A 12,668-nucleotide genomic window follows, 5' to 3' on the forward strand; every position below is an offset into this window, starting at 1 on the left:
GCTTATCCACTGCAGCTGCCCCCGACGCTGGCCCTGCCTCAAGGCGCCTAGATGGTGTAGTGGACTCCGGCAACCGCCACCGCAACGTCGCCACCGAACACGGGCCGGGCCTCGGCCATCACGGTGGTCTGGGACGTCCATACCGGAATGTGCGTCAGCAGGAGCCGGCGTGCCCCCGCCGCCGCGGCTGCCTCGCCGGCACGCTTGCCGGTGAGGTGGACGTCCTTGATGCCGTCGTCGCGGCCTTCTTCGAACGCAGCTTCGCACAGGAAAAGGTCGGCGTCCTTGGCGGCTTCCTCAAGCCCGGCACAGGAATCGGTGTCACCGGAGTACGTCAGGGTCCGGGAGACGATGTTGCCTTCCTTGTCCGGCTCCACCACTTCCACCCGCAGGGCGTAGGCCTCCTCCACGGGGTGGTTCACGGCAAAGGGGGTCACGGTGAAGGGACCCACGGTAACCGGCTCGCGCTCGGCCCAGTTGGTGAAGTCGAACTCCTCGCGCATTCCCGGGTCCAGCTCCAGGCCGTAGGCGGTTGCCATCCGGTCCGCCGTGGCGGCCGGTCCCCAGACCGGGATCCGTCCCCTGCCCCAGCCGCCGGGCTTCCAGCGGACGGCCACGTGCAGGCCGCAGAGGTCCATGCAGTGGTCGGGGTGCAGGTGGGTCAGGAAGATCGCGTCGATGTCCTCCAGGTCGGTGTACCGCTGGATGGCACCGAGCGCCCCGCTGCCCAGGTCCATGACCACTTTCCAGGTCCGCTCGCCGTCGTTCGCGGTCAGGAGGTAGCACGACGCCGGTGACCCGGGGCCGGGGAACGAGCCGGTACAGCCGACGATGGTGAGCTTCACTGGCCCGGACCCCCGGTGGCCGACGTCCCGACAAAGTTTGAGATCCGCGGCCGCGACGCAGCGCTCTGGGCGGCGGCGATCATCTCGGGCGTGATCCGGGCAAGGCTGCCGGTGGGGTACTGCGCGGACACATGGTCCACATGCCGGACGGAGAGCACCTCGGGCCCCAGGAAACGCCTGGCCAGGGCCTCGAACTGGCCGGCGTCGCCGGTGGCCACAAAGTGGTGCTCCGGAGGCACTGCGTCCGTGCGCTGGAGGTTGTGGGTGGCCAGGGCGCGGTAGACGTCCTTGGCGGTCTCCTCGGCACTGGACACGAGGGTCACGTCCGCCCCCATGACGTAGGAGATGACGCCGGTGAGCAAGGGGTAGTGGGTGCAGCCCAGGACCACGGTGTCCACCCCGGCGTCCTTGAGCGGAGCGAGGTACTCCTCGGCAACGGCAAGCAGGGCCGGTCCGGTGGTGATGCCGGCCTCCACGTAGCTGACGAACTCCGGGCACGCCACGGAGGTGATCGCAAGATCGGGAGCTGCGGCAAACGTATCCTCGTAGGCCCGCGACCCCACCGTGGCAGACGTGCCGATCACGCCCACCCGTCCACTGCGGGTCGCGGCCACGGCACGGCGCACTGCCGGCTGGATGACCTCGATGACCGGGATGCCGTACTTGGCCGTGTAGCGCTCCCGGGCGTCCCGCAGGACAGCGGCCGACGCCGAGTTGCAGGCAATGGTGAGCAGCTTGACGCCGGAGTCCACCAGTTCGTCCATCACGCCCAGGGCGTTTGCCCGCACCTCCGCAATGGGAAGCGGTCCGTACGGTCCGTGCGCTGTGTCCCCCACATAGAGGATGGACTCGTTGGGCAGCTGGTCGATGATGGACCGGGCCACCGTCAGGCCGCCCACGCCGGAATCGAACACACCGATGGGCCGTGACTCCACGGCGGCGGCAGGGAAGTCGCTGGCTTCGGACCCCGCTGCAGCGTCGGCTGGCGGGTCCATGCTCGAGGCTCTACTCATGATTATTCGAGGATAGGGCTTCCCTGCAGCCCCAGCCATGATCTTGTGGCCAGCAGCTCATGTCTAATGTGTCACAGCGCGGGGACGGGGAACGGCCGGCGCCGCTCACCGGCGGGCGTCCAGGGACTGCAGCATGGCCTGGACCAAGGACTCCTGGAGCCAGGTGGCGAAGTTGTAGACCAGCGCCAAATAGCTTTCCACGTCCTCGGCCTGGGACCAGTCCTGCATGAGGTGGACGTGTTCGGCATCCTCCTCGTCCTGGATGTCCAGCCGCTCGGCCAGGACAAGCCGGACATCGTTCAGCGCCATGGACCAATGCCGCGCCCCTTCGGGCGTCAGCACGATCTCGTCCTTGTCGAGGTCCAGGGCGGCCGCCTGCAGGGCGCCGATCTTTGTCTCCCGCAGCGACCGTTCGGTGAGCTGGCGGAACTCAAGGGACGCGCCGGCGTCGTCCTTCATGACGTTCGGAAGGAGCCGCTTGACGGCCCTGTCCACGGGCTCGGCAACGTCCATGTCCAGGCCGATCAGTGCCGCCAGCGGGTCCTGCCCGGACCGTTCCTCCGGCTGGAGCATGGAGATGACGTCACTGATGAGGCTGCGCAGCAGGTCCCGCTCTGCGGGTTCCAGGTAGCCGGTAATGCCCTTGAGTCCGTACTTGAATGCCTTAGCCACGTTTCCCCTTGCCCTGGCCCGGTCCGCCGGATTTGCGGGAGTTGCCGCCGTCCCCGCCGCTGGCCTTCTCCACCGTTGCCCACAGGCCAAATCCGTGCATCGCCACCGCGTGGCGCTCCACCTGCTCTTTGCTGCCGGAGGCAACAATGGAGCGGCCCTTCTTGTGGACCTCCATCATGAGCTTGTTCGCCTTGCTCTCCGAGTAGCCGAAGTAGCTCTGGAAAACGTAGCTCACGTAGCTCATGAGGTTGACGGGATCGTTCCAGATCACCAGGTTCCAGGGGATGTCCGGCGCGGTCAGGGAATCGGTGGATTCCGCTGTTCCGGTCCGGGTGCCCTCCTGTGTATCAGGGCCGGGCGCAACGCTAATGGTCATCTGTCCATTCTATGGGGAGGACGGGCCGGCGCCGCGAAGCGGAGCGAGACGTGGGAGCCGGCGGGGACTAGAGTGACTTTCGTGAGTACCTCAGCCGGCTGGGACCATCCCCGCACGTCCTTTTACACCGACCACTACGAGCTGACCATGCTGCAGGCGTCGCTCCATTCGGGGGCCGCGCACCGCAAGTCGGTGTTCGAGGCATTCGCCCGCCGCCTCCCTGACGGCCGGCGTTACGGGATCGTGGCAGGCACGGGACGGCTGCTCGAGGGCATCGCCAACTTCCGCTTCGGGGAAGCCGAACTGGAGTTCCTGGAGCGCACCAAGGTGGTCAACACGCAGACCCTTGAATACCTTGCTTCCTACCGTTTCTCCGGGGACATCTGGGGTTACCCCGAGGGTGAAGCGTATTTTCCCAACTCCCCCATCCTGATCGTCGAAGCCACCTTCGCTGAAGCCTGCATGCTGGAAACCTACCTCCTGTCCGTGCTGAACCACGACAGTGCCATCGCCTCTGCCGCGTCGCGCATGGTCAGCGCGGCGCACGGGCGGCCTTGCATCGAGATGGGCTCACGGCGCACGCACGAGGAAGCGGCCACCGCTTCCGCCAGGGCGGCCATCATCGCCGGGTTCGACAGCACGTCCAACCTGGAAGCAGGCATCCGCTACGGGATCAAGACGGTGGGCACCGCCGCCCACTCCTTCACCCTCCTGCACGACACCGAACGCGACGCGTTCGAGGCACAGATTGCCTCCCTTGGGGACCAGACGTCCCTGCTGGTGGACACGTACGACGTCGAAGCGGCCGTCCGCACGGCAGTAGACCTTGCGGGTCCCCGGCTGGGAGCGGTCCGGCTGGATTCCGGGGACCTGGTGGCACAGGCCCAGTGGGTGCGCCGCCTTCTGGACGACCTTGGCAACGAGAACACCAAGATTGTGGTCACGTCGGACCTCGACGAGTACGCCATCGCCGCGCTGCAGTCCGCCCCGGTGGATTCCTACGGTGTGGGCACTTCCCTGGTTACCGGCTCCGGCGCCCCCACGGCCAGCATGGTCTACAAACTGGTCAGCCGCACGGACGATGACGGGAACTTCGTCTCCGTTGCCAAGGCTGCCAAGAACAAGGCAAGCGTGGGCGGACGGAAGTACGCGTTGCGCAAGCTGGACCAGCGCGGCATCGCCACCGCCGAAGTGGTGGGCGTGGGGCGCCCGCCGGAGGATGACGGCAATGACCGCCCCCTGCTGCAGCAGTTCATGAAGAACGGGGAGCTGCTGCCGGGCTGGACCGGCCATGAAGGGGTGCTCCGTGCCCGCCAGCGCCACGCGGATTCCATGGCGGAACTGCCTCCGGTGGTTAACCGCCTGCAGCGCGGCGAAGCTGCTATCCCTACCCTGTACGACGAAAACTGAGGAGAACCGATGTCCCGCGCACTGATCATCGTCGACGTCCAGAACGATTTCTGCGAGGGCGGTTCGCTCGCCGTTTCCGGCGGTGCGGACGTGGCCGGCGCCATCAGCGACTACGTGGACGCCCACCACGGCGAGTTCGACCACATCGTGGCCACCCAGGACTGGCACATCGACCCGGGCGCGCACTTCTCGGACACACCGGATTTCAAGGACAGCTGGCCGCCGCACTGCGTGGCCGGGACCCGGGGCGCCGAACTCCATCCGGACCTCGACACCGAGTACATCCAGGCGTATTTCCAGAAAGGCCAGTTCGCCGCCGCCTACTCCGGGTTTGAGGGCCTGCTGGCCCCCGAAGACGCAGTGCCCACCGGAGAACGCCAGCCAGGCGCCCTGCCCGGGGGCGACGCCGAAAAATTCGCCCCGGACGAGGACGCGATCGGACTGGATGACTGGCTGCAAAGCCACGACGTCGAGGACGTTGTGGTGGTGGGCATCGCCACCGACTACTGCGTCATGGCAACCGCCCTGGACGCCGTCCAGGCAGGCTACTCGGTCACCGTCCTCCGGTCCCTGACCGCGGGGATAGCAGAGGACCTGGAGGACGCTGTGGCCGAAATGGAACTCGGCGGCGTGGACGTCGCCTGACCGTCCCTGGCGGCGCGGCCCTACTTGCGGCCGATGAACCAGTCCTGGAGTTTCCGCAGGCGGGACTGAAGCTGCTCCTCGTTTGCCTGCGCAACGGGCGGCCCGCCGCACACGGTCCGCAGCTTGGTATGCACCACGCCGTGGGGGGTCCCCGTCCGGGCTGACCAGGCTGCCACGTTCTTGGCCAGCTCGTTCCGGAGGTCCATCAGCATCCGGTGGTCCGGGACGGCGGGCGCCGCACTTTCAGCTGCAGCCGGCGCCTTCCGGTTTTTCCGGTTCAGCTGCTCGTGCTGGCGCTGCCGGAGGAGCGTGCCCACCTGTTCGGCGTCCAGCAGGCCGGGAATGCCGAGGAAGTCCATTTCGTCGTCGGACCCCACCTCGCCGCCGGTGCCGAACTCGCCGCCGTCAAACAGGACGCGGTCAAAAGACGCCTGCGAGTCCAGGGCCTCGAACTTGCCCTTGGTCAGGCTGTCGGAGGCCTTCTCCTCGCGGTTGGCCTCCTCCATAAGCGAGTCTTCGGGATTGAAGAGGCCGTCGCCGTCCTCCTTCTCGGGGCGGTCCAGGGCATGGTCCCGTTCCGCCTCCATGGAGTTGGCCAAAGCCATCAGCTGCGGCACCGAAGGCAGGAAGACCGACGCCGTTTCCCCGCGCTTGCGGGCACGCACGAACCGCCCCACTGCCTGGGCAAAAAACAGCGGCGTTGAGGTTGATGTGGCGTACACGCCCACGGAAAGCCGGGGCACGTCAACGCCTTCGGACACCATGCGGACGGCCACCATCCAGCGCTTCTCGCTGGCTGTGAACTCCTCGATCTTGCTGGATGCCTTGGCGTCGTCGGACAGGATGACCGTGGGCGATTCCCCGGTGATCCTCTTCAGCTGCCCGGCATACGCCCGCGCGTCCTCATGGTCCGTGGCGATCACCAGCCCGCCGGCGTCGGGGACGGTGCGCCGGACCTCGCTGAGGCGCTTGTCCGCGCCGGCCAGGACAGCCGGGATCCACTCACCGGCAGGATTGAGGGCGGTCCGCCACGCGTGCGAGGTGATGTCCTTGGTGACCGCCGCTTCCCCCAGCGATGCCGCCATCTCTTCACCGGCACTGGTCCGCCAGCGCATCTGCCCCGAATAGGCCATGAACATCACCGGGCGGACCACGTGGTCTCGCAGGGCGTTGCCGTAGCCGTACGTGTAGTCGGCCTTGGAGCGGCGGATCCCGTCCCGGTCCTCGGCGTACTCCACGAACGGGATGGGCGAGGTGTCCGACCGGAACGGCGTACCGGTGAGCGAGAGCCGTCTCACCGCGGGGTCAAACGCTTCCCGCAGGCCGTCGCCCCAGGACAGGGCCTCGCCGCCGTGGTGGATCTCGTCCAGGATCACCAGGGTGCGCGCAGCCTCGGTCTTGGCACGGTGGAGCAGCGGTTTGCTGGCCACCTGCGCGTAGGTGACGGCCACTCCGATGAAGCCGCGGCCGTGCTGGCCGTCCGAGTTCTTGAAATTGGGGTCGATGGCGATGCCCACCCTGGCCGCAGCATCCGCCCACTGGCGCTTGAGGTGGTCGGTGGGCGCCACGATGGTTACCCGGTTGACGGCGCCGGAGTCGATGAGCGTGGACGCAACGCGGAGGGCGAAGGTGGTTTTACCGGCTCCGGGGGTTGCCACCGCCAGGAAGTCGCGGGGGCTGTTGCGCAGATAGAGGTCAAGCGCTTCCTGCTGCCAGGCACGGAGTTTCGGGGCGGTTCCCCAGGCTGCGCGTTCCGGGTAGGCCGGTGGCAGGGTGGGGCCGCCAAAGAGCGTCTCCGTCACTATTTGTTGTTGCCCGAGTCCCCTCCGGGACCCTTGCCGCCGTCGTTGCCCGGGCGGAGGCCGTCATAGACCTCTTTGCACATCGGGCACACCGGGAACTTCTGCGGGTCCCGGCCCGGCGTCCAGACCTTGCCGCACAGGGCGATGACAGGCTCCCCGGTCAGCGCGGACTCCATGATCTTTTCCTTGCGCACATAGTGCGAAAAGCGCTCCCGGTCCCCGGGTTCCACTTCCTGGCGCAGTTCCTCGCGCTCAATGGTGGCTGTGGACGATCCAGCCCCGGAAAGCTCGCGCATCGGGTCGTTCTCGAGAGGGTCCGTCATGCTAGTCATGCGAACCATCTTAGCCGTTCCGGCGGCCGCACGTTCGACGCCGAAGGCTGCCGCCGCGCCGCCCGGAACCGGCCGCCGTCGTACTTTTCCCCGCGGCACCCTGGCTGGTCACCGGCCGTCAGCACGCGGTCAGAGGCCCTGCCAGGCGGGCTTGTTGTCATAGGTGTGGCGGTAGAAATCCGCCAGCTTCAGGGCCGAGGCGGCTGCCTCGTCCAGGAGGACGGTGGCGTGCGGATGGAACTGGAGGATCGACGCTGGGCAGATGGCCGAGACGGGGCCCTCCACGAAGTCACGGACCGCCTGGGCCTTCCGCGCGCCCGTTGCCAGCAGGATGACGTGCCGCGCGTCCATGATGGTTCCGAGGCCCTGGGTCAGGACATGGTGCGGGACCTCGGCCAGGCTGCTGAAGAACCGGGCGTTGTCCCGGCGTGTCTGCTCGATGAGGCTCTTGATGCGGGTCCGGGAGGCGAAGGAGGACCCGGGCTCGTTGAACGCGATATGGCCGTCCGTACCCACCCCCAGCAGCTGCAGGTCGATCCCGCCGGCGGCGGCGATGGCTTCCTCGTAGGCGAGGCACGCGGCCGGGATGTCCGTGGCTGTGCCGTCCGGGCTGTGGACGTTTTCCGGGGCGACGTTCACCCGGCTGGTGAACTCGCGCCGGATGACTTCCCGATAGGACTCGGGATGGCCGGCAGGGAGGCCAACGTATTCGTCCAGGGCAAATCCCTGCGCCCGGCTGAAGTCCAAGCCGTCCCGCCCGTGCCGCGCGGCCAGCTCATCGTAGACGGGCAGCGGGGACGAGCCCGTGGCCAGGCCCAGGACGGCGCCCGGCTTGCGCCGCAGGAGCTCCTCGATGGCGTCAGCGGCGAGTTTACCGATCTGCTTGCTGCCGTTGAGGATGACTACTTCCATGCTGTTCCTTCCGAAGTTTTCAGCGGTTGACGGCCACCTGTGCCAGGAGCTCGGGGCCACGGGCATCCAGCCATTTTCCGCCCAGCCGGACTCCTGCCACGAACAGGCCCAGCCCCAGAACAGTCCCTGCGGCGAGGTTGATCCAGCCGAAGAGGCTGTTGCCGGTGACCAGCTGGGCAATCATGAGGACGGCCTCGGGCAGGACCAGGGCCATCAGGACCAGCAGGCCGCCGAACTGCACCGCGAGGGTCTGCCCCACGTTGCCGGGCGGTTTCTTGAACGGGCTGTCGCCCGGCAGCGGAACGGCCACGGTGTACCGTGCGGAGACCACCGAGGACAGGCCCAGCCCGGTGAACAGGACGCCCAGGCTCAGGCCCAGCTGGCCGGGCAGGGCATCCCACTTCCCGGTGAGAGCGGAGTAGCCCACGGCAAACACGAGCACGACGGGCAGCGCGAACGCCAGGCAGGCCAAGGCGCGGCCCAGCCGGTCCGCCACGCCCCGGACGCCCGTGGCCAGGTGCAGGGCGAAGGCGGTGCTGTCGTAGGACACGTCGGCAGAGATGGACCAGGCGAGGATGAATGCGGACAGCGGGGCGAGGGAAGCCAGGCTGCTGTATTCCCCGGTCTGGCTGCCCTGGAACAGCAGCACCACGGGAAGCAGCGGGATCACCACCAGGGAGCCCGAGTACCGCGGGTCCCGGAACCAGTACGTGAGGCACCTGGCCATCACCGCGCCGGCGGGGACCGGCGGCAGGACCCCCAGCAGCCCCAGCTTGCCGGCCTTCCGCTTCCCGCCGCCCGCATAGGGAGGGGTCACCAGCGCGCGCTCCAGCAGCAGCTTCCAGACCCACGCCAGGGCGGCAAGTGTTGCCGTGGAAAGGAGCAGTTTCAATGCTGCCTTGCCTGGCTGGCCGGCGGCGGCATCGCCGGCAATGGACCACGGGGCTCCGAGCGGTGTCCAGGACAGCGCCCGGGCAAAGCCGGGAAGGAACCCTGCGGACGAGGAGATGCCCTGGCCCACTCCGGCCACGATGGGTCCCATCAGGACCAGGGGCACCATGAACGCGATGGCGCTGACGTCCTTGAAGCGCCGTGACGCCGCCAGGCTGGCCGTAGCGGTTGTGACCACCTTGGCGATGACCACGCAGGTCAGCACCCCCAGCACTGCTCCGGCAAAGGCGGCGAGCGCGGGAAGGACGGCCCGGGACCACGTCACCACTGTTGCCAGGGCAACGAGGGAGGTGGCCACTCCGGGAATTCCGATCAGTCCGCCCAATGCCAGCCCTGCGAGCATCTGCTTCATGGGGATGGCGAAGGTTGTGAAGCGTGCGGGGTCCAGGGTCATGTCGGTCGCGGACGCCACCACCGGCACAATCCCCCAGCCCAGGATGGCAGCGGATCCGCCCAGCACCACGGCGGCGTAGGCGAGTTCGTGCGGCGCGTTCCGCAGCAGGACCAGGACCACCACCAGCGTCGCCACCAGGCCGAGAGCATAGAGTCCGGCGAAGGCCATGCCCACCAGCTGCCAGGGGCTGCGCCGCAGGCCGTTGCGCAGCAGGGTGAGCTTGAGCCTCAGAAGGTGCGCAACCATTCCAGCCCCTCCGTGTGGCTGCGGCCGCCAACCAGCTGGACGAACCGGTCCTCAAGCGTTGCTCCGGCGCGGACCTCGTCCACGGTTCCCGCGGCCAGGAGCCGGCCGGTGGCCACCACTGCCACGTGGTCGCACATGCGCTGGACCAGGTCCATGACGTGGCTGGACACGATAACAGTGCCCCCGGAGGCGACGTAGCTGTCCAGGATGGAGCGGATGTTGGCCGCGGAGATGGGGTCCACTGCCTCGAAGGGTTCATCCAGGACCAGGAGCCTGGGCGCGTGGATCAGGGCGGAGGCCAGCGCCACCTTCTTGGTCATGCCGGCGGAGTAGTCCACCACCAGCGTCCCGGCGTCATCCTGCAGGTCCATGGCCGCGAGCAGGTCCGCTACGCGGGAGGCCACAACATCCTTGTCCATTCCCCGCAGCAGCCCGGCGTAAGTGATCAGCTGCTCTCCGGTCAGCCTGTCGAACAGCCGCACCCCGTCCGGCAGGATGCCCATCAGCCGTTTGGCTTCCAGCGGCCGCTGCCATACGTCCACGCCGTGGACCACCGCTGTTCCAAAGTCCGGCCGCAGCAGGCCGGTGGCCATGGACAGCGTGGTGGTCTTGCCGGCGCCGTTGGGGCCCACAATCCCGTAGAAGGAACCTGCCGGCACGTCGAGGCTGAGGCCGTCGACGGCGATTTTGCCGCCGAAACGCTTGGCCAGGCCCCTGATGGACAGGGCAGGCAGGTGTTCCGGGCCGGGATGGGGTGCCGGGCCCGGTGGCTGCACGGGGCCGGGTTGCGGAGCAGTCATGAAGCCAGCGTAGCCCTCAGCCCACCCCTCCGGGCCCTCCCGCGGGGCAGTAAGTGGGGCCGCCTTATGCTGTACTGCCCTCCAGCTGCAGTGCCTTCCAGGTGCGGCGCCTTCCTGCTACGGGCGGGCCGCCCTGGAACCGGACATCAGAAGGAACGCCGCGGAACGGCGCGTTCGTATTGCGGCGGCCATGCAATGTCGTGGCCCAGTTCAAAGGCGGCCCGCAGCCACCAGTGCGGGTCGCGCAGCGCTGCCCTGGCAATGAGGACGCCGTCAGCCTGTCCGGTGGCAACGGCGTGTTCAGCCTGTCCGGCCGAGGTCAGCAGGCCGACGGTCCCGGTGGCCACTCCGGCTTCCTTGCGGATGGCGGCGGAGAAACCGGTCTGGTAGCCGGGGCCGGCCTTGATCTGCTGATGGGCCACGGCACCCCCGCTGGAAACGTCAATGAGGTCCACCCCGTGGTCAGCGGCCTGCCGGGCCAGGCGCACGGAGGCGGCCAGGTCCACACCGCCTTCTGCCCAGTCACTGGCTGAGATCCTCAACAGCAGCGGCATGGATTCCGGGATGACTGCCCGGACTGCGTCCACTACTGCGAGCATCAGGCGGTTCCTGCCGGCTTCGTTCCCGCCCCACTGGTCATTGCGGGTGTTGATCAGCGGGCTTTGGAACTGGTGCAGCAGGTACCCGTGGGCGCCGTGGATTTCCATGGTGTCAAAGCCTGCGTCCACCGCACGCCCGGCGGCGGCGGCGAAGTCGCCCACCACCCCCTGGATCTGTTCCTCTGTCATGGCGGCGGGAACGGCATAGCCGTCAAAGGCCGACGCCGAGGGGCCCACGGTGGCCCAGCCGCCGTCGGACTCCGGCACGCTGCCCTGCCTGCCGGAAAAGGGCCAGTACGTGGAGGCCTTCCTGCCGGCATGGGCCAACTGCACGCCGATCTTGGCCTCTGCCGGGCCGTGCCGGTGCACGAAGGACGTGATCCGCTGCCAGGCTTCGGCCTGCGCGTCGTTGTACAGGCCGGCATCCCGGGGGCTGATCCTGCCCGCGGCGTTGACGGCGGCAGCCTCGGTGAGGATCAGCGCTGCGCCGCCGGCGGCGAAGGACCCCAGGTGCATCAGGTGCCAGTCATTCGGCACCCCGGGGGCGTCGTCGGGATCGCAGCTGTACTGGCACATGGGCGAAACCCAGCCCCGGTGCTGCAGCTCCAGCCCCCGGAGCTGCAGCGGCTGGAACAGCGCCGGCACTAGAAAAGGACCCGCGCGAGCGCCTGGCGTGCCTTGGCCACCCGTTCGTCGGAGGCACCCACCACGTCGAACAGCTCCAGCAGGCGGACGCGGGCAGTTTCACGTTCCGGGCCGAAGTTCCTGCCGATAAAAGTGACCAGCCGGTTCAGGGCATCCTCCACGTGGCCGCCTGCCACGTCCAGGTCCGCCACGCCCAGCTGCGCCTCAAGGTTGTCCGGCTCGTTGGCTGCCAGCGCCCGCAGGGCTTCGCTGTCCTGCGCGGACAGCGGCTGCAGCCTCGCCATCAGCTCCACCTGGGCCAGGCCGGCCTTCGCCTCGTGGTCCGCGGGCATCGCGGCCAGCGCCTGGCGGTACGCCTCCGCTGCGGCGGCGTAGTCCTCCGCCTCGATGGCGTCATAGGCTGCCTGGTGCAGCGGCGGCAGGGGCGCGGGGCTGTCGTCTTCATCGGCACCGGCGCCCAGGCTGCCGGTCACGCCGTTCGCCGCCGCCACCTTCAGCAGTTCGTCGAAGAGGCTCCGGACCTGCTGTTCGTCTGCGCCGCCCTGGAAGAGCGGTACGGGCTGGCCCTTGAGGACGGCCACCGCGGTGGGCACGGCCTGCACCTGGAAGGCCTGGGCCAGCTGCGGGAACGCCTCGATGTCAGCGGCACCGAGGACCAGGCGGCCGCCGTAGCTTGCCACCACCCGCTCCAGGACGTCCAGCATGGTTGCGGACTCGGGCGAGTAGGAGGCCCACAGCGCAAAAACAACCGGCACTTGCGCGGACAGCTCCACCAACTGCTGGAAGTTGCCTTCGGTGACGTTGACTTTCAGTTCCGGAGCGTTAGGGGCCGAGCCGGGGGCGCCGGGGGCCGCTCCCGCGGCGCCACCGGGTGCGGCGGGCTGGGGCGTTCCGGTCCCGGCGGGGGACGCCGGGCGTTGCTTCAGCGTGGAAAGGTCGACGGCGCCGCGCAGGTTAAGCAGGTTGGCAGCGGCAGGAGGGACTGGGCGGGAAGCTGGCGAACTCATGCTTTCCACTCTAGCCACT

Annotated in this window: 13 protein-coding genes; 2 read left to right on the forward strand and 11 right to left on the reverse strand. The window is 68.3% G+C overall.

Features of this window, described 5'->3' with window-relative positions; translation table 11 throughout:
* Positions 1 to 47 precede the first annotated feature (47 nt).
* The 4 genes from FHJ30_RS12495 to clpS form a co-directional block, all read right to left on the reverse strand.
* The gene (locus tag FHJ30_RS12495; RefSeq protein ID WP_139029604.1) at positions 48 to 845 is read right to left on the reverse strand and encodes an MBL fold metallo-hydrolase; all 798 of its coding nucleotides are present in this window, start codon (positions 843 to 845) and stop codon (positions 48 to 50) included.
* Positions 842 to 1,840 (reverse strand): glutamate racemase, encoded by a 999-nt coding sequence (gene murI / locus FHJ30_RS12500; protein ID WP_139029781.1) that lies wholly within the window; start codon positions 1,838 to 1,840, stop codon positions 842 to 844. Before murI ends, FHJ30_RS12495 begins: the two co-directional genes overlap by 4 nt.
* 123 nt (positions 1,841 to 1,963) lie before the next feature.
* Positions 1,964 to 2,530 carry a DUF2017 domain-containing protein gene (locus FHJ30_RS12505; RefSeq protein WP_139029605.1) on the reverse strand — a complete coding sequence of 189 codons (567 nt, stop codon included), beginning with the start codon at positions 2,528 to 2,530 and terminating at the stop codon, positions 1,964 to 1,966.
* Positions 2,523 to 2,906 carry an ATP-dependent Clp protease adapter ClpS gene (gene clpS, locus FHJ30_RS12510; RefSeq protein WP_139029606.1) on the reverse strand — a complete coding sequence of 128 codons (384 nt, stop codon included), beginning with the start codon at positions 2,904 to 2,906 and terminating at the stop codon, positions 2,523 to 2,525. The genes FHJ30_RS12505 and clpS overlap by 8 nt, the downstream gene beginning before the upstream one ends.
* Positions 2,907 to 2,987: 81 nt before the next feature.
* Here clpS and FHJ30_RS12515 point away from each other — a divergent pair, with 81 nt between their 5' ends.
* Positions 2,988 to 4,316 carry a nicotinate phosphoribosyltransferase gene (locus tag FHJ30_RS12515; RefSeq protein WP_139029607.1) on the forward strand — a complete coding sequence of 443 codons (1,329 nt, stop codon included), beginning with the start codon at positions 2,988 to 2,990 and terminating at the stop codon, positions 4,314 to 4,316.
* Between the two features lie 9 nt (positions 4,317 to 4,325).
* Positions 4,326 to 4,961, forward strand: a complete 636-nt coding sequence (locus tag FHJ30_RS12520; RefSeq protein WP_139029608.1) for an isochorismatase family protein — start codon at positions 4,326 to 4,328, stop codon at positions 4,959 to 4,961.
* A gap of 20 nt (positions 4,962 to 4,981) precedes the next feature.
* Here the strand turns inward: FHJ30_RS12520 and FHJ30_RS12525 are convergent, their stop codons facing one another.
* The 7 genes from FHJ30_RS12525 to FHJ30_RS12555 all read right to left on the reverse strand — a co-directional run bounded on the left by FHJ30_RS12525 (position 4,982) and on the right by FHJ30_RS12555 (position 12,649).
* Positions 4,982 to 6,763, reverse strand: a complete 1,782-nt coding sequence (locus FHJ30_RS12525; protein ID WP_139029609.1) for a DEAD/DEAH box helicase — start codon at positions 6,761 to 6,763, stop codon at positions 4,982 to 4,984.
* The gene (locus FHJ30_RS12530) at positions 6,763 to 7,104 is read right to left on the reverse strand and encodes a DUF3039 domain-containing protein (protein ID WP_139029610.1); all 342 of its coding nucleotides are present in this window, start codon (positions 7,102 to 7,104) and stop codon (positions 6,763 to 6,765) included. Before FHJ30_RS12530 ends, FHJ30_RS12525 begins: the two co-directional genes overlap by 1 nt.
* A 120-nt stretch (positions 7,105 to 7,224) precedes the next feature.
* Positions 7,225 to 8,007 carry a glucosamine-6-phosphate deaminase gene (gene nagB / locus FHJ30_RS12535; protein WP_139029611.1) on the reverse strand — a complete coding sequence of 261 codons (783 nt, stop codon included), beginning with the start codon at positions 8,005 to 8,007 and terminating at the stop codon, positions 7,225 to 7,227.
* 19 nt (positions 8,008 to 8,026) lie between these two features.
* The gene (locus FHJ30_RS12540) at positions 8,027 to 9,598 is read right to left on the reverse strand and encodes a transporter (RefSeq protein WP_139029612.1); all 1,572 of its coding nucleotides are present in this window, start codon (positions 9,596 to 9,598) and stop codon (positions 8,027 to 8,029) included.
* Complete coding sequence (locus FHJ30_RS12545; protein WP_139029613.1) at positions 9,580 to 10,398, reverse strand: ABC transporter ATP-binding protein; 819 nt, start codon at positions 10,396 to 10,398, stop codon at positions 9,580 to 9,582. Before FHJ30_RS12545 ends, FHJ30_RS12540 begins: the two co-directional genes overlap by 19 nt.
* A 146-nt stretch (positions 10,399 to 10,544) precedes the next feature.
* On the reverse strand, positions 10,545 to 11,642 hold the full coding sequence (locus FHJ30_RS12550; protein ID WP_139029614.1) for an NADH:flavin oxidoreductase/NADH oxidase: 1,098 nt from the start codon (positions 11,640 to 11,642) through the stop codon (positions 10,545 to 10,547).
* Positions 11,642 to 12,649 (reverse strand): tetratricopeptide repeat protein, encoded by a 1,008-nt coding sequence (locus tag FHJ30_RS12555; protein ID WP_139029615.1) that lies wholly within the window; start codon positions 12,647 to 12,649, stop codon positions 11,642 to 11,644. The genes FHJ30_RS12550 and FHJ30_RS12555 overlap by 1 nt, the downstream gene beginning before the upstream one ends.
* Between the last annotated feature and the right edge of the window lie 19 nt (positions 12,650 to 12,668).

The organism is Arthrobacter sp. BB-1 (genome assembly GCF_006151685.1).
Lineage (GTDB): Bacteria > Actinomycetota > Actinomycetes > Actinomycetales > Micrococcaceae > Arthrobacter.